We start from the raw sequence: 19,086 nt of genomic DNA on the forward strand, positions 1-19,086 counted from the left end.
GCAATCCGAACAGGCACGGCCGGCGCGGCCGTGCGGTCGCAAGGGTAACAGCCGTCCGCAGCGCCGGCAGCCGTCCGGCGGTCGCACTGCGTCGCGCCGACAACGGCGCCCCGGCCGGCATGGACGCCTGCGGAGGACATGCGTATGATTGCGCCCCGCAACGCATCCGTAGCTCAGCTGGATAGAGTACTGCCCTCCGAAGGCAGGGGTCGTGGGTTCGAATCCCGCCGGATGCGCCATCTCTCCCGCCGCTGGTTTGCCTGAAGCCAGCGCCGCGCTCAGCAGCACTTCTTCCCGTTCCCGAACCCATCACCCGTCGCATCGCGGCCGGTGCGCAGCGGCGTGACCATGCCCGCCGGTGCGGGCATGGTCTCACTTGCCGTGCCGCTTATTGCACGCTGCAGACGCGATTGCGGCCCTGGGCTTTGGCCTCGTAGAGCGCGCGGTCGGCGCGGTCGATCAGGCTGGCGACGGTTTCGCCGGCGTTCAGCTGCGCGACGCCCAGCGACAGCGTGATCGGCCCCACCTCCGGGTGCGGCGAACGTTCGATGCGTGCGCGAATCCGCTCGGCCTGCTCCATCGCGGCACGCAGCTCGCAGTGCGGCAGGATCACCATGAATTCTTCGCCACCCCAGCGCACCACGCCATCGGTCGCCCGCACGCAGGCGCGCAGCAGGCGCCCGACGCGCTCCAGCACGCGGTCGCCGGCCGGATGGCCGAAGGTATCGTTGATCGCCTTGAAGTGGTCGATATCGGCCAGGATCAGCCCGAAGGGCGCACCACCCTCGCGCGCGCCGATATAGGTGCGTTCGAGCAGGCTTTCGCCGCCGCGGCGGTTGTACAGCCCGGTCAGCATGTCCAGCGAGGCTGCATCGCGCAGCGCCTGTTCGTGGCGCACGCGCGCCGTCAGGTCGCGAATGATGCTGACGAAATGGGTGCGGTTGTCGTCGCGGCCGCGCACCGGCGAGATGGTCTGGTCGGCATGAAAGATGTGACCGTCGCGGTGGCGATCGGCGAAGGTCGCAAGGAATGGCCGCCCGGCGCGCAGACTCTCGTAGAGGTCGGCGTAGAAGGCGTCGTCGTGTTCCCCGGAGCGCAGGAACGCCGGGGTGCGACCGAGGACTTCAGCCACCGCGTAGCCGGTCATGGCCTCGAAGGCCGGGTTGGCGAACTCGATGATGCCGTTCTCGTCGGTGATCAGCACCGCGTCATGCGAGGCGGCCAGCGCCTCGAAGAGCAGCTGGCTGGTGTGCTGCGCCGCGACCAGTTCGGAAAAGCCGCGCTGCACCGACACGTAGTGGGTGACGGTTCCTTGCGCATCGCGAATCGGCGAGATGTTCCATTCGACCCAGTACGGCTCGCCGTCCTTGCGGTAATTGACCGTCGAACCGTGGAAGAAACGCCCCTCGTGCAGGCACTGGCGCAGCTCGTCGAGCACGTCGCGGTCGGTCAGCGGGCCCTGGAGGATGCGCGGCGTCTGGCCCGCCAGCTCTTCGGCGCTGTAACCGGACAGCGCGCAGAACGCGGCGTTGGCATAGAGAATCCGCGGGCCGTGCGGCGCCGGTTGCGCATCGGTGATCAGGACCGAGTTGAAGGCCTGCTCGACTGCCTGAAGCAGCAGCTGCGGCGAGATTGCATCGGGGATGGCCTTCATGGTTTTACTCTGGCGGCAGAAACAACGTGCATTCTAGAGCCGGCTCACATTGACGCGCTTGATCGATGCGCGCATGCCGCTCGTCCATTAGGCGTAGGCGAAGCGCGCCGCGGATTAATCATCCGTTGCCCTGCAAGCCCGCGCCGCCTGCGCTCAGCGGCGGTGGATCGCCCGCGCCGCGTTAAGGATGCAGCGCGTCAGCTCCGGCACCGAGAACTTGGTGAGAATCTCGTTGGCGCCCACTGCCTTCGCCCGGTCGGTGCTGATGGTGCTGTCCAGCGAGGTGTGCAGCAGCACATAAATACCGGCGTAGGTCGGATGCTGGCGCAGCGCCTGGGTGAAGGCGTAGCCGTCCATCTCCGGCATCTCGATGTCCGAGACCACCACGTTGATTTCCTCCGGGCCGCCGTGCAGCTCATCGAGCCTGGCCAGCGCGGCGCGCGCGCCGGTGACGGCATGGCAGGTCACGCCCAACTGGCCCAGCGCAGCCAGCGACATGCTGCGCGCGACCTGGCTGTCGTCGACGATCAGCGCGCGCGTCTCGGTGAGCAGCTGCGCATCCTCGACGTTCAGGTCGGACAGATCGGCTTCGGCCGAAGCCGGCGAGATGTTGTGCAGCACCTTTTCGATATCCAGCACCTGGATCAGCTCGCCATCCACCTCGGCGGTGCCGGTGATGAACGAGCGCCCCTTGGCGCCGTAGGGCGGCGGCAGGATCTTCGAGGTGGCGCAGCTGACGATCCGCGCCACCGCCTGCACGTGCAGGCCGTGCTTCTGCCGGCTGATCTCGGTGACCACCAGGCAGCCACCGCGCGGGTCCTCCAGCGGCGCCATGCCGATCGCCTGGCTCAGGTCGATCACCGACAACGGCTCGCCGCGCAGAGTCGCCACGCCTTCGATGTGCGGATGCGCCTCGGGCAGCCGCGTCAGCCGCGGCATGGGGATGATCTCGCTGACCTTCAGCAGATTGATCGCCATCTGCTTGCCGCTGCGCAGCGTGAAGAGAAGAAGCGACAGTGAATCGGCGGTGTAGGAGTTGCTCATGTCTTGCCCTGCGACTGCGTTGGCCGATGGCCGTTGCGCGGGTTATCGGCACGCCTTGGATTTCTTGCAGTCCGGCGATGCGCTTTGCCTGCCGTTCGGCGGCTGTCATCTGCCGGACGATGAATGGTCGGCCGTGCATCATGCCTCAATGTCACAATGACATCATTGTTCAGCCCTACCCCGCACCACCACGAGCTCACCTCCATGCACGCCGACATCCGCTATTCCGTCATTCTCGAACGCACCGGGCAGACGCTGCTCGCCCAGGCCGATCTGCAGCAACTCGAAGCCTTCTGGGACGCCCACGATGCGGAGTACGTCGGCCTGCGCATCGAGGACGAGCAGAGCCGCCACCCGCGGGTGATCGTTACCGACCAGCTGCCCGCCGAGGAAGACGCCGATCTGGTGTGACGACGCGGCGCGGCCGCGCCACGTCGGCGGCAGGCGGTTTACTTGTCGCGATCGATATTGAACGGAGACCAGGCCTGACGCGTCGGCATCACTTCCAGGCGGTTGATGTTGATGTGATCCGGCAGGGTGGCGACGTAGAAGATCTGCTCGGCGATGTCCTCGGCGCTCAGCGGCGTGGTGCCGCGGTAGAGCCGGTCGCTGGCGGCCTGATCGCCCTTGGTGCGCACCAGGGTGAACTCGGTTTCGGCCATGCCCGGCGCGATGTCGGTGACGCGCACGCCGGTGCCGAGCAGGTCGCAGCGCAGGTTGTAGCCGAACTGCTCGACGAACGCCTTGGTCGCACCGTAGACGTGGCCGCCCGGATACGGCCAGTGGCCGGCCACCGAGCCGATGTTGACGATGCTGGCGCCCTTGCCGGTGGCGATCAGCGTCGGCAGCAGCGCGTGGGTGACGTTAACGAGGCCGGTGATGTTGGTGTCGATCATGGTGTGCCAGTCCTGCAGGTCAACCTGCTGCGCCGGCTGCGGCGCCAGCGCCAGGCCGGCGTTGTTGACCAGGCAATCGATCTGGCGGAATTCGGCGGGCAGCTGCTCGACCACCTCCTTCACCGCGCCGGCGTGGCGCACGTCGAGCGTGGCGATGTGCACCGGCACCTTGGCCGACAGCTCGGCCTTCAGCTCCTGCAGGCGCTCGCTGCGCCGGCCGGTGAGGACCAGCGCCCAGCCGGCCTCGGCGAAGCGGCGGGCAGTGGCGCGGCCGAAGCCGGAGGTGGCGCCGGTGATGAATACGATCTTCTGTTTCATGCTCTTCCTCTTTTCTGACAGGCCCGACCGTCGTGTAGGCGACGCGGCAGCTCGCCGACCAGCTTAGGGGCGCGCGCCGCGCAGGCAAAGCCTTGCGTGCACCGACTGGCCGCTGCGCTCACCGTCGAAGCTTCACCGAATGGTCATCGCAGGTTCACGGACGCTTAGCGGGACTGCAACAGAGCCTGACTACCTTCTCGTCTAGACAAGTTGGCCGACCTCCCCGGCCGCGCAGACGAGAGGGCAAGACATGAATGCGGCTATTCGAGTCGAGCGACTGAACAAGACCTTCGCCGGCAAGCAGGCGTTGTTCGACCTGGGCCTGGCAATACAGCCGGGCGAGATGGTGGCGCTGATCGGCGCGTCCGGTTCCGGCAAGTCCACGCTGTTGCGCCATCTGGCCGGCCTGGCCTGCTGCGACCGCACCGCCGGCGGGCGCATCGAGGTGCTCGGCCGCGAGGTGCAGGCCACCGGCCAGCTGCACGGCGAGGTGCGCCGCCTGCGCGCCGACATCGGCTACATCTTCCAGCAGTTCAACCTGGTCACCCGGCTCAGCGTGCTGGACAACGTGCTGCTCGGCTTTCTCGGCCGCATGCCGCGCTGGCGCGGATCGCTGGGCATGTTCAGCGACGAGCAGAAGCGGCAGGCCATGGCCGCACTGGAGCGCGTCGGTCTGGCCGAGCGAGCCGCGCAGCGTGCCTCGACGCTCTCCGGCGGCCAGCAGCAGAGGGTGGCGATCGCCCGTGCGCTGACCCAGCAGGCCGAGGTGATCCTCGCCGACGAACCCATCGCCTCGCTCGACCCGGAGTCGGCGCGCAAGGTCATGGAAATCCTCGCCGACATCAACCGCCAGGACGGCAAGACCGTGGTGGTGACCCTGCATCAGGTCGATTACGCGCTGCGCTACTGCTCGCGCGCCGTGGCGCTCAAGGGCGGGCGCATCCATTACGACGGCCCCTCGGCGGCGCTCAGCGACCGCCTGCTTAACGATCTCTACGGCGCCGATCTGGACGCCAGCCTGCTGTTCTCCGACCGCGCCCGCGCCGCCGAGCCGCGGCAGCTGCAGCTGGTCAACGGCTGAGCCGCGGGCCAACCCGACAACCAACGCCACACCCCAGGAGTGATCTCCATGTTGAAACGCTTCAGCCGCGCCCTTGCTGCCTCCACGCTGGTCGCCGGTGCGATGCTCGGCACCGCGCAGGCCGCCGAGACCATCACCTTCGGCATCATTTCCACCGAGTCCTCGCAGAACCTGCGCAGCGTCTGGGACCCCTTCCTCGCCGACATGAGCAAGCAGACCGGCTACGAGGTGAAGGCCTTCTTCGCCCCCGATTACGCCGGGGTGATCCAGGGCATGCGCTTCGACAAGGTCGACCTGGCCTGGTACGGCAACAAGTCGGCGATGGAGGCGGTGGACCGCGCCGGCGGTGAAGTCTTCGCCCAGACCGTCGCCGCGAACGGCAGCCCGGGCTACTACAGCCATCTGATCGTGCACAAGGACAGCGCCCTGAACTCGGTCGAGGACGTGCTGAAGAACGCCAAGAGCCTGACCTTCGCCAACGGCGACCCGAACTCCACCTCCGGCTACCTGGTGCCCGGCTACTACGTGTTCGCCAAGAACAAGGTCGACGCCAGCCAGGCCTTCAAGCGCAGCCTCAACGGCAGCCACGAAGTGAACGCGCTGTCAGTGGCGAACAAGCAGGTCGATGTCGGCACCTTCAACAGCGAAGGCATGGAGCGCCTGGAGATCACCGCGCCGGACAAGGCCGCGCAACTGAAGATCGTCTGGACCTCGCCGCTGATCCCGGCCGACCCGCTGGTCTGGCGCAAGAACCTGAGCGACGAGCAGAAGAACAGGCTGCGCGAGTTCTTCATGAGCTACGGCGCCAAGCCGGCCGAGAAGGAAATTCTCGCCGCGCTGCAGTGGGCACCGTTCCGCGCCTCCGACAACGACCAGCTGCTGCCGATCCGCCAGCTGGAACTGTTCAAGAAGCGCAGCGAAGTCGCCGCCGACAGCAAGCTCTCCGACAGCGACCGCCAGGCGCAGCTGCAGGGCATCGACGACGAGCTGGCCAAGCTGGAGCAGCGCATGGCCGAGCGCGAGCAGAAGAACGCCGCCGCCAAGGCCAGCTGAGCAACGCCGGGCGTGGCGCGCTGGCGCCACGCCCCCGTCCGTGTCGTTTGTGAGAACCGAACATGACCACTCTGAGCACCACCCCGCCACTGGCGGGCAACGACAAGCGCAGCTGGTTGCGCCTGCTCGGCTGGGGCCTGTGCCTAGCCGTGCTGGCCTGGTCCTGGCAAGGCGCGGAGATGAATCCGCTGCTGCTGATTCGCGACAGCGCCAACATGGCGACCTTTGCCGCCGACTTCCTCCCGCCGGACTTCAGCAACTGGCAGCTGTACCTCAAGGAGATGGTCACCACGGTGCACATCGCCCTCTGGGGCACCCTGCTGGCGATCGTCTGCGCCATTCCGCTGGGCATTCTCAGCTCCGAGAACATCGTGCCCTGGTGGGTCTACCAGCCGGTGCGCCGGCTGATGGATGCCTGCCGGTCGATCAACGAGATGGTCTTCGCCATGCTCTTCGTCGTCGCCGTCGGCCTCGGACCCTTCGCCGGCGTGCTGGCGCTGTGGATCAGCACCACCGGCGTGCTCGCCAAGCTGTTCGCCGAAGCGGTGGAAGCCATCGAGCCGGGCCCGGTGGAAGGCGTGCGTGCCACCGGCGCCAGTGCGCTGCAGGAAGTCATCTTCGGGGTGATTCCGCAGGTGCTGCCGCTGTGGATTTCCTACTCGCTGTACCGCTTCGAATCCAACGTGCGCTCGGCCACGGTGGTCGGCATGGTCGGCGCCGGCGGCATCGGCGTGATCCTCTGGGAAGCCATCCGCGGTTTCCAGTTCGGCCAGACCGCCGCCCTGCTGCTGATCATCATCGCCGTGGTGAGCCTGATCGACCTGCTCTCCCAGCACCTGCGCAAGCTCTTCATCTGACGGAGCGAGGCGCTGTGCGCCTCTCGAAAACACCATGCAGTTGTCTAGACAACCCAGCGAACCGCTCTACCTCGAACTGGCCCAGGTGCTGCGCGGCGAGCTGCGCCACTACCGCATCGGCGACTTCCTCCCCGGCGAGATGCAGCTGGCGCGGCGCTTCGCGGTCAACCGCCACACCCTGCGCCGTGCCGTCGACGAGCTGGTCCAGGAAGGCCGCCTGCTGCGCCGCCAGGGCAAGGGCACCCAGGTGCTGCAACGCCCGCTGGTGTATCCGCTGCAGGCCGACAGCGCCTACAGCGAATCGCTGGCCGCCCTCGGCTTGCGTACCGAGGCGCGCCTGCTCGCGCGCCGTCAGCTCAGCGCCAGCGCCGAGGAAGCACGTCACCTGCAACTGGCCGAAGGCGCCGCGCTGATCGAGCTGAGCACCCTGCGCCTGCTCGACGGCGAGCCGGTCAGCCTGATCCGCCACCGCTACTGCGCCAGCCACACCGAGCTGCTCGCCGACTACCAGGGCGGTTCGCTGCGCCGCTACCTCGGCGAACGCGGCCTGCCGCTGACGCGCCGTTTCAGCCTGATCGGCGCGCGCCTGGCCGACCGCGACGAGGCCGCACAGCTGCTGATGCCGCTGCGCATGCCGCTGCTGTCGGTCTTCACCCTGTCCTGCGATGCCACCGGGCGACCGGTGGAGATCGCCCTCTCGGCCAGCCGTTCCGACCGCTTCCAGTACCAGGTCGCCACCTGATGGAGAACCCCATGCACATCCGCGAACAATCCCCGCGCCAGCGCTGGATGGCCGTGCTGGCCCGCGCCAGCGCCGCCGATCTGGCGCCTTTCGAGAGTGACCTGCGCGACTGCGCCTACCAGCTGATCCGCCCCGCGGAAATCGGCATGACCCTGGTGCGCGGCCGCATGGGCGGCACCGGTGCGCCGTTCAACCTCGGCGAGATGAGCGTCACCCGCTGCGTGGTGCGCCTGGCCGACGGCAGCACCGGCTACAGCTACCGCGCCGGCCGCGACAAGCGCCAGGCCGAGCTCGCCGCGCTCGCCGACGCCCACCTGCAAGGCCCGCAACAGAGCCGCTGGCTCGCCGAGCTGATCGAACCGCTGGCCGCCGCGCAGGCCCGCCGCGCCGCGCAAAAGGCTGCCGAAACCGCCACTACCCGCGTGGAGTTCTTCACGCTGCTGCGAGGAGAAGACTGATGAATAGCGCCCCATCCGACCTGTTGCAGGCCGCCTTCGCCGACCCGGTGCTGGACGCGCAGAAGTGCTTCCGCGCCGCGCTCAAGGCCCTGGCCGAGCCGGGCACGCGCCAGCCGCTGGTCAGCGTCGCCGCCGTCGACCATCTGCAGGCCGCCGGCTACGCGCTGTGCCTGAGCCTGTTGGATAACGACACGCCGCTGTGGCTGGCGCCGGCCTTTGACACCCCGGCGATCCGCGCCAACCTGGCCTTCCACTGTGGCTGCCCGATCGTCGAGGCGCGTGAGGAGGCGATGTTCGCCCTGCTCGACGCCGCGGCGCTTGACGACCTCTCCGGCTTCTACGCCGGCAGCGAGCGCTACCCGGACCAGTCCTGCACGCTGCTGATCCAGCTCGACCGGCTCGACCGCGGCCCGGCGCTGAGCTGGCAGGGTCCGGGCATCGACGGCAGCCGGCTGGTCGGCCTGCCGCTGAAACCGGCGTTCTGGCAGCAGCGCGCCGCACGCAACGACTTCCCGCGCGGGCTGGACGCGCTGTTCTGCGCCGACGGCGAAGTGCTCGGCCTGCCGCGCAGCACGCGCATCGGCGATTCGCTGCAGGAGGTGGCCTGATGTACGTCGCGGTCAAGGGTGGCGAACAGGCCATCGACAACGCCCACGCGCTGCTGGCGAAGAAGCGCCGCGGCGATACCGGCATCGCCGAACTCGGCGTCGAGCAGATCCGCCAGCAGCTGCCGCTCGCCGTCGCGCGGGTGATGAGCGAAGGCTCGCTGTATGACGAAGAACTCGCCGCGCTGGCGATCAAGCAGGCCGCCGGCGATCTGGTCGAGGCGATCTTCCTCTTGCGCGCCTACCGCACCACGCTGCCGCGCTTCGCCGAAAGCCTGCCGCTGGACACCGGCGCCATGCAGCTCAGCCGGCGCATCTCGGCGACCTTCAAGGACGTGCCCGGCGGCCAGCTGCTCGGCCCGACCTTCGACTACACCCATCGCCTGCTGGATTTTGCCCTGCTCGCCGAAGGCGAACGTCCCGGCCCGCCGGTGGATGAAGGCGCCACGCTGGGCAACTGCCCGCGGGTACTCGGCCTGCTCGGTGAGGAAGGCCTGATGACCCCGGAGATCGACCGCGGCGAGCCGGTGCCGGACCTCACCCGCGAGCCACTGGAGCTGCCGACGAGCCGCGCCGAACGCCTGCAGGCACTGGCGCGCGGCGACGAGGGCTTTCTGCTGGCGCTGGGCTACTCGACCCAGCGCGGCTACGGCCGCAACCACCCGTTCGCCGGCGAGATTCGCATCGGCACCGCCGAGGTCTGGATCGAGCCGCAGGAGCTGGGTTTCCCGGTCTGCCTCGGCGAGATCGAGCTGACCGAGTGCGAGATGGTCAACCAGTTCGTCGGCGAGAGCGCCGCACAGGCGCAGTTCACCCGTGGCTACGGCCTGGCCTTCGGTTATGCCGAGCGCAAGGCGATGGGCATGGCGCTGGTCGACCGCGCGCTGCGTGCCGGCGAGTACGGCGAGGAGGTGCAGGGTCCGGCGCAGCAGGAGGAGTTCGTCCTGATGCACTGCGACAACGTCGAGGCTGCCGGCTTCGTCTCGCACCTGAAGTTGCCGCACTACGTCGACTTCCAGTCCGAACTGGAGCTGATCCGCAGGCTGCGCCAGCCGCAGGCCGAGCCGGCCGAAGCGCTCGCTGAAACGCCAGCGAAGGAGAAACGCGCATGAATGCCCACGCCATCCCCGCCAGCGAGGCGGGCTACAACTTCGCCTACCTCGACGAACAGACCAAGCGCATGATCCGCCGCGCGCTGCTCAAGGCGGTCGCCATTCCCGGCTATCAGGTGCCCTTCGGCGGCCGCGAGATGCCGCTGCCGTACGGCTGGGGCACCGGCGGCATGCAGCTGACCGCGGCCATTCTCGGCGCCGACGACGTGCTCAAGGTGATCGACCAGGGCGCCGACGACACCACCAACGCGGTGTCGATCCGCCGCTTCTTCGCCCGCACCGCCGGGGTCGCCACCACCGAGCGCACCCCCGCGGCGACGGTGATCCAGACCCGCCACCGCATCCCGGAAACCCCGCTCGCCGCCGGGCAGATCATGGTCTACCAGGTGCCGATTCCCGAGCCGCTGCGCTTCATCGAGCCGTCGGAAACCGAGACGCGCACCATGCACGCGCTGGCCGACTACGGCGTGATGCACGTGAAGCTCTACGAGGACATCGCCACCTTCGGCCACATCGCCACCAGCTACGCCTACCCGGTGACGGTGGACGGGCGCTACGTGATGGACCCGTCGCCGATTCCCAAATTCGACAACCCCAAGCTGGACTGCAGCCCGGCGCTGATGCTGTTCGGCGCCGGCCGCGAGAAGCGCCTCTACGCCGTGCCGCCGTACACCCGCGTGGTCAGCCTGGATTTCGAGGATCACCCCTTCCAGATCCAGCAGTGGGAGCAGAGCTGCGCCATCTGTGGCAGCGGCGATTCCTACCTCGACGAGCTGATCGTCGACGACGCCGGGACCAAGCAGTTCGTCTGCTCGGATACCGACTATTGCGCGCAGCGCGCCCAGCCCCAGGAGAGCCGCCCATGAGTGCCGCCGAACAATTGCTGCCCGCCGCGAGCGTCGCCACCGAGCCGCTGTTCGCGGTGCGCGACCTGACCCGTCTGTACGGCCCGGACAAGGGCTGCCAGGGCGTGTCCTTCGACCTCTACCCCGGCGAGGTGCTGGGCATCGTCGGCGAGTCCGGCTCGGGCAAGTCCACCCTGCTCTCGCTGCTCTGCGGCCGCTGCCCGCCGGATCGCGGCACGGTGCTCTACCGCGACGCTGCCGGCGACTGGCTCGACCTCTACGCCGCCAGCGAGGCCGAGCGGCGCACGCTGCTGCGCACCGAGTGGGGCTTCGTCGAACAGAACCCGCGCGACGGCCTGCGCATGGGCGTTTCCGCCGGCGCCAACATCGGTGAACGGCTGATGGCCCAGGGCGTACGCCATTACGGCCAGCTGCGCGCCGCCGGGCTGGACTGGCTGCAACAGGTGGAGATCGACCCGGCGCGCATCGACGACCTGCCGCGGACCTTCTCCGGCGGCATGCAGCAGCGCCTGCAGATCGCCCGCAATCTGGTTTCCAGCCCGAAGCTGGTGTTCATGGACGAACCCACCGGCGGCCTCGACGTGTCGGTGCAGGCACGTCTGCTCGACCTCCTGCGCGGGCTGGTGCGCGAGCTGGACCTGGCGGTGGTGATCGTCACCCACGACCTCGCCGTGGCACGCCTGCTGGCCGACCGGCTGATGGTGATGCGCCGTTCGCGGGTGGTGGAGTCCGGCCTGACCGACCAGATCCTCGACGACCCGCAGCACCCCTACACGCAGCTCTTGGTGTCCTCGGTGCTGCAGCCATGAAGGAATCCGTCATGACGAACCTGATCGAGGTCCGTGACCTCGCCAAGACCTTCACCCTGCACCAGCAGCACGGCATCCGCCTGCAGGTGCTGCGCGGGCTGAACTTCACCGTCGCCGCCGGCGAGTGCCTGGTGCTGCACGGCCAGTCGGGTGCCGGCAAGTCGACCCTGCTGCGCACGCTGTACGGCAACTACCTGCCGGCCGGCGGCAGCATCCGTATCCGCCACGCCGGCGACTGGCTGGAGCTGGTCGGTGCCGAGCCACGCCAGGTACTCGCCGTGCGCCGGCAGACGCTGGGCTATGTCAGCCAGTTCCTGCGGGTGATCCCGCGGGTGCCGGCGCTGGAGGTGGTGATGGAACCGGCGCTGGCGCGCGGCTGGACGCGTGTCGATGCCGAGGCGCGGGCCAGGGCGCTGCTGACCCGGCTGAACATTCCCGAGCGGCTCTGGCAGCTGGCCCCCGGCACCTTTTCCGGCGGCGAGCAGCAGCGCGTCAACCTGGCGCGCGGCTTCATGGTGAGCTGGCCGGTGATGCTGCTCGACGAGCCCACCGCCTCGCTGGACGAAGCCAACGCCCGCGTGGTGCTGGAACTGATCGATGAGGCCAGGGCCGCCGGCAGCGCGCTGATCGGCATCTTCCACGACCGCGCGATCCGCGAGGCAGTCGCCGACCGCTATCTGGACATGACGCAGGAGGACCTGGCCCATGCCAGCTGAACAGATACTCAGCAACGCCCGCCTGGTGCTGGCCGATCAGGTGATCCATGGCAGCCTGCTGATCCGCGATGGCCTGATCGCCGATATCAGCGAGGGCGCCAGCAGCCTGCCGCAGGCCCAGGACCTGGGCGGCGACCTGCTGCTGCCGGGGCTGGTGGAACTGCACACCGACAACCTGGAAAAGCACATGAGCCCGCGTCCTGGCGTGGACTGGCCGTCCGCCTCGGCGGTGCTGACCCATGACGCACAGATCGTCGCCGCCGGCATCACTACGGTGTTCGATGCGCTGTCGATCGGCGATATCAATCCCAAGGGCAAGCGCATGCAGCAGCTCGGGGTGATGCTCGAGGCCATCGCCGAGGCCGAGGCGGCCGGGCAGACCCGCGCCGAACACCGCCTGCACCTGCGCTGCGAAGTCAGCCACCCGCAGTGCCTGGAGCTGTTCCGCGAGCTGGTCGAGCAGCCCCTGGTGCAGCTGGTCTCGGTGATGGACCACGCGCCGGGCCAGCGCCAGTTCGCGCGCATGGAGAAGTACCGCGAGTACTACATGGGCAAGTACCACCTGAGCCCGGCGGAGATGGATGCCTTCGTGACCGAGCAGCTGGCCAACTCGGCGCGGCACAGCGACCAGCAGCGCGCCGCCATCGTCGACATCTGCCGCAGCCGCGACCTGGCGCTGGCCAGCCACGACGATGCGACCCTGGAGCACGTCAGCGAGTCGGCGGACTACGGCATGGCCATCGCCGAATTCCCGACCACCTTTGAGGCCGCCGAGGCCAGCCACGCACGCGGGCTGAAGGTGCTGATGGGCGCGCCGAACATCGTCCGTGGCGGCTCGCACTCGGGCAATATCGCCGCTGCCGATCTGGCCCGGCGCGGCGTGCTGGACATCCTCTCCAGCGACTACTACCCGGCCAGCCTGCTGCAGGCCGCGCTGGGCCTGGCCGAACAGGACAACGGCTACGACCTGCCGCGCGCCATCGCCACCATCAGCCTGGCGCCGGCACGCGCGGCCGGGCTGGATGATCGCGGCGAGATCGCCGTCGGCCTGCGCGCCGACCTGGTCCAGGCGCAGGTGCACAAGGGCCAGCCGGTGATCGGACAGGTCTGGCGCCAGGGCCGGCGGGTGTTCTGATGGCGCACTCCGATAAAGCTGACAAGGCGCCAGCAGGTAGCGCGGCTGGCTCTATACTGCCTGCCACTGCGCTGGCTTCGATGATCGGGAGTAACCCCATGAAAGGCCGCTTGATTTACCTGATCGGCCCCTCCGGGGCCGGTAAGGACAGTCTGCTCGACGCCGCACGCGCAGCGCTCGCCGAGCGTGGCGTGCGTATCGCCCGGCGGGTCATCACCCGCTCGGCAGAAGCCATCGGCGAGGCCGCGCAGGCGGTGAGTCCAGAGCAGTTCGAGCGCCTGGAGGCCGAGCAGGCCTTCGCCCTCAGCTGGCGCGCCAACGGGCTGGCCTACGGCATCCGCGCCGAGATCGACGCCTGGCTGGCGGCCGGCGAGGATGTGCTGGTCAATGGCTCGCGTGGTTACCTGGCCGAGGCGCGCCAGCGCTACCCGGACCTGCTGGCGGTGCTGCTGACCGTCGAGCAGGACGTGCTGCGCGAGCGCCTGCTGAATCGCGGACGGGAAACCCCGGAGCAGATCGAGGCGCGACTGGCGCGCAACGCGTTGTTCAGCGGCGAGCTGGACGACTACATCCGCCTGGACAATTCCGCCTCGCTGACCAGCAGCGTCGAACGCCTGCTGCAGCTGCTCGACGAGCACCGCCGATGCGACTGACCCTACTCGGCACCGGCGATGCCGCGCAGCTGCCGGTGTACAACTGCGGCTGCCCGGCCTGCGCCCGCGCCTGGCGCGAACCGGCCTATCGCCGCGGTCCGTGCTGCGCACTGATCGAATGCGCCGGCCAGCGCTGGCTGCTCGACAGCGGCCTGACCGATCTCGGCGAGCGCTTCGTCCCCGGTAGCCTCAGCGGCATCCTGCAGACGCACTACCACGCCGACCACGCCCAGGGTCTGCTGCAGCTGCGCTGGGGCACCGGGCTGCGCATTCCGGTACACGGCCCGGACGATCCCGCGGGCTTCGCCGATCTCTACAAGCACCCGGGTATCCTCGATTTCAGCCAGCCGTTCGCCGCCTTCGAGCGCCGTGCGCTGGGCACGCTGCGCGTCACGGCGCTGCCGCTGCAGCACTCGAAGCCGACATTCGGCTACCTGCTCGAAGGCGTCGGGCGCAAGATCGCCTATCTCACCGACACCCTCGGCCTGCCGGACGACACCCGCGCCTACCTGCAGGGCATCGCGCTCGACGTGCTGGTGCTCGATTGCTCGCAGCCGCCGCAGGAACCACCGCCGCGCAATCACAACGATCTGACCCGCGCGTTGCAGAGCGTCGAAGCACTGCAGCCGGCACAGGCCGTGCTGACCCACGTCGGTCATGCGCTGGATGCCTGGCTGATGGAACAGCCACGGGAACTGCCGGGCAACGTGCGGCTGGCGTACGACGGCATGATGCTTTAGACGACGCGTGGAAAACGCTGCGCGGTTTTCCACCCTACCGATGCCGATGCCGATGCCGATGCCAGTCGTAGGGTGGATAACGCGAAGCTTATCCACCTTGGCCCCACGCACAGTGCAATGCACCTCAAGCAAACCCGGAGCTACGTGACAAGGCTGCGCACCGTCGGCGGGCAGCAGCCCCTGGGCCGCTCAGCGCCCCGGCTGCGGACGAAAGCCCGGCACGTTGTCCGGCCGCTCGATGCGCGCGGCGGGCAGCGTGCAGTTGAGGTCGCGGAAGGCGCGCTCGTTGAGCCGCTGCCAGCCCTCGCCCGGGGAGGTCTGGCGGCAGATGACGGTGCCGTCGAGCTTGCTCTGCCACTGGTAGTACGGCGCTGGCGCGGCGTCGGCCAGCAGCGGCAACGACAGGCAGAGGAGCAACGGAAGCAGGCGCATGACAGGCTCGGGAGGGACGATGGCGCCACTCTAATCCATCGTCGGCGCCACGCAAGCACCGCCGGGCGCGCCGGGTATCGGCAAGAATCCGCCGATCACCGACGCAGCATGAGCGATTCTCCGCTTATCGGAACCCCGTCGCGGCGCCGCACGCCCGAGCTAGCGCAGTTTCGCCAGCTGGCACAGCACGTGCAAAGCCACCATGCCCGTTGCGATCACACGAACAAGAAAAGCCGCACGCCGCGCTCCGCTTCCCCGGGAAGCCTCCGCTCGCCGCCTCGTCTTTTCCTGTCCGCCGGCAACCTGCAGGGTTGCCGCCGATCGCCTATGGTCTACAGCGCCCGAATCCAATAACAACACGGAGAAACACCATGAGACTGACCAAGCGCATCAGCCTGCTGGCTGCCGCCGCAGCCTTCACGGCCAGCACCGCGGCCGTCGCCGCGCCGACCTTCATCAACATCCTCACCGGCGGCACCAGCGGGGTGTACTACCCCATCGGCGTGGCGCTGTCGCAGCAGTACAACAAGATCGACGGCGCCAAGACTTCGGTGCAGGCGACCAAGGCCTCGGTGGAAAACCTCAACCTGCTGCAGGCCGGGCGCGGCGAACTGGCGTTCGCCCTCGGTGATTCGGTGGACGATGCCTGGAACGGCGTCGAGGATGCCGGCTTCAAGGCGCCACTCAAGCGCCTGCGTGCCATCGCCGCGACCTATCCGAACTATATTCAGATCGTCGCCAGCCAGGAATCGGGCATCAAGACGCTGGAAGACCTCAAGGGCAAGCGCATTTCCGTCGGCGCGCCGAAGTCCGGCACCGAGCTGAACGCCCGCGCCATCTTCAAGGCCGCCGGGCTGAGCTACGAGGACATGGGCCGGGTGGAATTCATGCCCTACGCCGAGTCGGTCGAGCTGATCAAGAACCGCCAGCTGGATGCCACGCTGCAGTCCTCGGGCCTGGGCATGGCGGCGATCCGCGACCTGGCGTCGATGGTGCCGATCACCTTCGTGGCGATCCCGGCCGAGGTGGTGGAGAAGATCGGCAGCAGCGCCTATCAGGCCAAGGTGATCCCGGCCGGTACCTACGACGGCCAGGACGCCGACGTGCCGACCGCGGCGATCACCAACATCCTGGTCAGCCACGACAAGGTGTCCGACGAGGTGGCCTATCAGATGACCAAGCTGATGTTCGACAACCTCGATCGCCTGGTCAGTTCGCACTCCGCGGCCAAGGACATCAAGCTGGAGACCGCCACCGAAGGCCTGCCGATCCCGCTGCATCCGGGCGCCGAGCGTTTCTACAAGGAAGCCGGCGTGCTCAAGTAAGCACGTCCGCCGCCAGCCACCGCGCGATGCAGCCGGTGGCCGGCGGCCCTTGCGGAACCCGCAATGACACGCTGCCCGCGCCACGGGCAGCGTCCCCCGCATCGTCCGCTTGAAGCCCCGACGCTTGAAGCCGCTGTTCCGGAGAGTTCTCCATGAGCGAATCCAAAGGCCTGCACGCCAGCCCCAGCGAATGGCCGAAGGCGCTGTTCTACACGGCCCTGCTGTTTTCCACCTACCAGATCATCACCGCGGCCTTCCACCCGGTGTCCAGCCAGGTACTGCGCGCCGGCCACGTCGGTTTCCTGCTGCTGATGGTGTTCCTCTGCTACCCGGCGCGCGGCAACGACCGCCCGTGGCAGCCGATGGCCTGGCTGCTGGGCCTGGCCGGCATGGCCACGGCGTTCTACCAGTGGTACTTCGAGGCCGATCTGGTGCAGCGCTCCGGTGACCTGACGCAAACCGACCTGATCGTCGGCATCACCCTCACGGTGCTGGTGTTCGAGGCCGGGCGCCGGGTGATGGGCATCGCGCTGCCGCTGATCTGCGCGCTGTTCCTGGCCTACGGGCTGCTGGGCGAATACCTGCCGGGCGACTTCGCCCACCGTGGCTATGGTTTCGACCAGATCATCAACCAGCTGTCGTTCGGTACCGAGGGTTTCTACGGCACGCCGACCTACGTCTCGGCGACCTACATTTTCCTGTTCATCCTGTTCGGCTCGTTCCTCGAGCAGGCCGGGATGATCAAGCTGTTCACCGACTTCGCGATGGGCCTGTTCGGGCACAAGACCGGCGGCCCGGCCAAGGTCTCGGTGGTGTCCTCGGCGCTGATGGGCACCATCACCGGCTCGGGCGTGGCCAACGTGGTCACCACCGGCCAGTTCACCATCCCGCTGATGAAGCGCTTCGGCTACAAGCCAGCCTTCGCCGGCGCGGTGGAGGCCACCGCGAGCATGGGCGGGCAGATCATGCCGCCGGTGATGGGCGCGGTCGCCTTCATCATGGCCGAAACCATCAATGTGCCTTACGTGGAAGTCGCCAAGGCAGCGCTGATTCCGGCGATGCTGTACTTCTTCGCGGTATTCTGGATCGTGCACCTGGAGGCACGCAGCAAGGGCCTCAAGGGCCTACCGAAAGACCAGTGCCCGAGCGCCTGGGCATCGGTCAAGGAGCGCTGGTTCCTGCTAGTGCCGCTGGCGGTGCTGGTGTTCCTGCTGTTTTCCGGCCGCACGCCGATGTTCTCCGGCACGGTGGGCCTGGCGCTGACGGCCATCGTCATCCTCGGCTCGGCGATCATCCTCAAGGCCAACAGCTTCTGGCTGCGCGCGGTGTTCTGGATCGCCCTGGGCGTGCTCTGCGCCGGCTTCTTCCAGCTCGGCATCGGAGTGATCTTCGGCGTCATCGGTGCGCTGGTGGTGGCCTGCTGGTTCATCAAGGGCGGTCACGACACCCTGCGCGCCTGCCTGTACGCCCTGGTCGAGGGCGCACGCCACGCGATCCCGGTGGGTATCGCCTGTGTGCTGGTGGGGGTGATCATCGGCATCGTTTCGCTGACCGGCATCGCCAGTACCTTCGCCGGCTACATCCTAGCCATCGGCGAGAACAACCTGTTCCTCTCGCTGCTACTGACGATGCTGACCTGCCTGGTGCTGGGCATGGGCATTCCGACGATTCCCAACTACATCATCACCAGCGCCATCGCCGCGCCGGCGCTGGAGCAGCTGGGCGTGCCGCTGATCGTCTCGCACATGTTCGTCTTCTACTTCGGGCTGATGGCCGACCTGACGCCGCCGGTCGCGCTGGCCTGCTTCGCCGCGGCACCGATCGCGCGCGAGAACGGCTTCAAGATCAGCCTGTGGGCGATCCGCATCGCCGCCGCCGGCTTCGTGGTGCCGTTCATGGCCGTCTACGACCCGGCGCTGATGATGCAGGGCGACAGCTGGCTGGCCACGGCGTACATGGTGGTCAAGACGGTCTTCGCGGTGTGCCTGTGGGGCATGGCGGTTACCGGCCACCTGAGCCTGCGCATGCCGATCTGGGAGCGCCTGTGGGCGTTCGCCGCTGGCGTCGCGCTGATTCTGGCCATGCCGGTCAGTGATGAAATCGGCTTCGTGCTGGGCATTGCGCTGCTGGCGCAGCATATTTGGCGCGCCCGTCGCACCGAGCGGCTGGCAACGGCGTGATCGGCCTCTGCTTGGGCCTGGCCGGTGTGGTGTGGGCGCAACTGCCCACACCCGCCTTCACCCTGGCGTGGAACCACACCATCGAGAAGATCCGCTGGGAGGAGGATTACCGCGTCACGGCGGACGGCCTGCTGCTCGGCGAAGCGCGGATCAAGGGTTCGGGGGCCGGCATGGAAGCGCCGGAAGGTGCCGAACTGCGCAACGGCGCCTGGCACTACCGGCGCCAACTGCCGGCGCTGCAGCCGCTGCGCGTCGGCCGCACGCCCGAGGCCGGTGACTACCAGCTGTGCTTCGACGGACAGTGCCACGCGCTGAGCGAATGGCTCGGCCCGCCGCGCGCCGACCGACCGGGGCTGGAGCTGTGGAGCTGCGAGGTGGCGCGGCGATCCTGAGCCTCGGCGGTGGATCGT

At 68.2% G+C, this 19,086-nt stretch carries 21 protein-coding genes and 1 tRNA gene; 18 read left to right on the forward strand and 4 right to left on the reverse strand.

Features of this window, described 5'->3' with window-relative positions; all coding sequences use genetic code 11:
• Nucleotides 1-162: 162 nt before the first annotated feature.
• A tRNA-Arg gene (locus HU825_RS04580) sits at nucleotides 163-239 on the forward strand.
• A 149-nt stretch (nucleotides 240-388) separates the two neighbouring features.
• Here HU825_RS04580 and HU825_RS04585 read toward each other — a convergent pair.
• Both HU825_RS04585 and HU825_RS04590 read right to left on the reverse strand, forming a co-directional pair.
• Nucleotides 389-1,654: a sensor domain-containing diguanylate cyclase gene (locus HU825_RS04585; protein WP_234302999.1), complete on the reverse strand. Its 1,266-nt coding sequence runs from the start codon at nucleotides 1,652-1,654 to the stop codon at nucleotides 389-391.
• A gap of 153 nt (nucleotides 1,655-1,807) precedes the next feature.
• Nucleotides 1,808-2,698, reverse strand: a complete 891-nt coding sequence (locus HU825_RS04590) for a chemotaxis protein CheV (protein ID WP_043295065.1) — start codon at nucleotides 2,696-2,698, stop codon at nucleotides 1,808-1,810.
• Between the two features lie 204 nt (nucleotides 2,699-2,902).
• Between HU825_RS04590 and HU825_RS04595 the strand changes: the two genes are divergently transcribed.
• On the forward strand, nucleotides 2,903-3,109 hold the full coding sequence (locus HU825_RS04595; RefSeq protein ID WP_054094303.1) for a hypothetical protein: 207 nt from the start codon (nucleotides 2,903-2,905) through the stop codon (nucleotides 3,107-3,109).
• 38 nt (nucleotides 3,110-3,147) lie between these two features.
• Here HU825_RS04595 and HU825_RS04600 read toward each other — a convergent pair whose 3' ends face one another.
• Nucleotides 3,148-3,912 (reverse strand): SDR family oxidoreductase, encoded by a 765-nt coding sequence (locus tag HU825_RS04600; RefSeq protein ID WP_234303000.1) that lies wholly within the window; start codon nucleotides 3,910-3,912, stop codon nucleotides 3,148-3,150.
• A gap of 250 nt (nucleotides 3,913-4,162) precedes the next feature.
• Here HU825_RS04600 and phnC point away from each other — a divergent pair, with 250 nt between their 5' ends.
• The 13 genes from phnC to phnP all read left to right on the forward strand — a co-directional run bounded on the left by phnC (nucleotide 4,163) and on the right by phnP (nucleotide 14,739).
• The gene (gene phnC, locus HU825_RS04605; RefSeq protein WP_234303001.1) at nucleotides 4,163-4,993 is read left to right on the forward strand and encodes a phosphonate ABC transporter ATP-binding protein; all 831 of its coding nucleotides are present in this window, start codon (nucleotides 4,163-4,165) and stop codon (nucleotides 4,991-4,993) included.
• 48 nt (nucleotides 4,994-5,041) lie between these two features.
• Nucleotides 5,042-6,046 carry a phosphonate ABC transporter substrate-binding protein gene (gene phnD / locus HU825_RS04610; RefSeq protein ID WP_234303002.1) on the forward strand — a complete coding sequence of 335 codons (1,005 nt, stop codon included), beginning with the start codon at nucleotides 5,042-5,044 and terminating at the stop codon, nucleotides 6,044-6,046.
• A 62-nt stretch (nucleotides 6,047-6,108) separates the two neighbouring features.
• Nucleotides 6,109-6,903 carry a phosphonate ABC transporter, permease protein PhnE gene (phnE, locus tag HU825_RS04615; protein ID WP_234303003.1) on the forward strand — a complete coding sequence of 265 codons (795 nt, stop codon included), beginning with the start codon at nucleotides 6,109-6,111 and terminating at the stop codon, nucleotides 6,901-6,903.
• Between the two features lie 34 nt (nucleotides 6,904-6,937).
• Nucleotides 6,938-7,645 carry a phosphonate metabolism transcriptional regulator PhnF gene (gene phnF, locus HU825_RS04620; RefSeq protein WP_234303004.1) on the forward strand — a complete coding sequence of 236 codons (708 nt, stop codon included), beginning with the start codon at nucleotides 6,938-6,940 and terminating at the stop codon, nucleotides 7,643-7,645.
• 11 nt (nucleotides 7,646-7,656) lie between these two features.
• The gene (gene phnG / locus HU825_RS04625; protein WP_077682335.1) at nucleotides 7,657-8,103 is read left to right on the forward strand and encodes a phosphonate C-P lyase system protein PhnG; all 447 of its coding nucleotides are present in this window, start codon (nucleotides 7,657-7,659) and stop codon (nucleotides 8,101-8,103) included.
• Nucleotides 8,103-8,711, forward strand: a complete 609-nt coding sequence (gene phnH, locus HU825_RS04630) for a phosphonate C-P lyase system protein PhnH (protein ID WP_234303005.1) — start codon at nucleotides 8,103-8,105, stop codon at nucleotides 8,709-8,711. Before phnG ends, phnH begins: the two co-directional genes overlap by 1 nt.
• Entirely contained in the window at nucleotides 8,711-9,820 is a 1,110-nt protein-coding gene (locus tag HU825_RS04635) for a carbon-phosphorus lyase complex subunit (RefSeq protein ID WP_234303006.1), read from the forward strand. The genes phnH and HU825_RS04635 overlap by 1 nt, the downstream gene beginning before the upstream one ends.
• Nucleotides 9,817-10,686: an alpha-D-ribose 1-methylphosphonate 5-phosphate C-P-lyase PhnJ gene (locus HU825_RS04640; RefSeq protein WP_234303007.1), complete on the forward strand. Its 870-nt coding sequence runs from the start codon at nucleotides 9,817-9,819 to the stop codon at nucleotides 10,684-10,686. The genes HU825_RS04635 and HU825_RS04640 overlap by 4 nt, the downstream gene beginning before the upstream one ends.
• On the forward strand, nucleotides 10,683-11,495 hold the full coding sequence (gene phnK / locus HU825_RS04645; RefSeq protein WP_043295050.1) for a phosphonate C-P lyase system protein PhnK: 813 nt from the start codon (nucleotides 10,683-10,685) through the stop codon (nucleotides 11,493-11,495). Before HU825_RS04640 ends, phnK begins: the two co-directional genes overlap by 4 nt.
• Nucleotides 11,496-11,506: 11 nt before the next feature.
• A complete protein-coding gene (gene phnL / locus HU825_RS04650; RefSeq protein WP_234303008.1) occupies nucleotides 11,507-12,211 on the forward strand; it encodes a phosphonate C-P lyase system protein PhnL in 705 nt (234 codons plus the stop codon).
• Nucleotides 12,201-13,346, forward strand: a complete 1,146-nt coding sequence (locus tag HU825_RS04655; protein ID WP_234303009.1) for an alpha-D-ribose 1-methylphosphonate 5-triphosphate diphosphatase — start codon at nucleotides 12,201-12,203, stop codon at nucleotides 13,344-13,346. The genes phnL and HU825_RS04655 overlap by 11 nt, the downstream gene beginning before the upstream one ends.
• 98 nt (nucleotides 13,347-13,444) lie before the next feature.
• The gene (gene phnN / locus HU825_RS04660) at nucleotides 13,445-13,999 is read left to right on the forward strand and encodes a phosphonate metabolism protein/1,5-bisphosphokinase (PRPP-forming) PhnN (RefSeq protein ID WP_234303010.1); all 555 of its coding nucleotides are present in this window, start codon (nucleotides 13,445-13,447) and stop codon (nucleotides 13,997-13,999) included.
• A complete protein-coding gene (phnP, locus tag HU825_RS04665; RefSeq protein ID WP_054094291.1) occupies nucleotides 13,990-14,739 on the forward strand; it encodes a phosphonate metabolism protein PhnP in 750 nt (249 codons plus the stop codon). Before phnN ends, phnP begins: the two co-directional genes overlap by 10 nt.
• A 189-nt stretch (nucleotides 14,740-14,928) precedes the next feature.
• Here the strand turns inward: phnP and HU825_RS04670 are convergent, their stop codons facing one another.
• A complete protein-coding gene (locus HU825_RS04670) occupies nucleotides 14,929-15,171 on the reverse strand; it encodes a hypothetical protein (protein WP_155550974.1) in 243 nt (80 codons plus the stop codon).
• Between the two features lie 371 nt (nucleotides 15,172-15,542).
• Between HU825_RS04670 and HU825_RS04675 the strand changes: the two genes are divergently transcribed.
• The 3 genes from HU825_RS04675 (at nucleotide 15,543) to HU825_RS04685 (ending at nucleotide 19,068) form a co-directional block, all read left to right on the forward strand.
• Nucleotides 15,543-16,496 carry a TAXI family TRAP transporter solute-binding subunit gene (locus HU825_RS04675; protein ID WP_043295040.1) on the forward strand — a complete coding sequence of 318 codons (954 nt, stop codon included), beginning with the start codon at nucleotides 15,543-15,545 and terminating at the stop codon, nucleotides 16,494-16,496.
• A 152-nt stretch (nucleotides 16,497-16,648) separates the two neighbouring features.
• On the forward strand, nucleotides 16,649-18,676 hold the full coding sequence (locus tag HU825_RS04680) for a TRAP transporter permease (protein ID WP_054094289.1): 2,028 nt from the start codon (nucleotides 16,649-16,651) through the stop codon (nucleotides 18,674-18,676).
• Nucleotides 18,673-19,068, forward strand: coding sequence for a DUF1850 domain-containing protein (locus HU825_RS04685; RefSeq protein ID WP_043295035.1), 396 nt, complete (start codon nucleotides 18,673-18,675; stop codon nucleotides 19,066-19,068). Before HU825_RS04680 ends, HU825_RS04685 begins: the two co-directional genes overlap by 4 nt.
• Nucleotides 19,069-19,086 lie beyond the last annotated feature (18 nt).

The organism is Pseudomonas phenolilytica, assembly GCF_021432765.1.
Lineage (GTDB): Bacteria > Pseudomonadota > Gammaproteobacteria > Pseudomonadales > Pseudomonadaceae > Stutzerimonas > Stutzerimonas phenolilytica.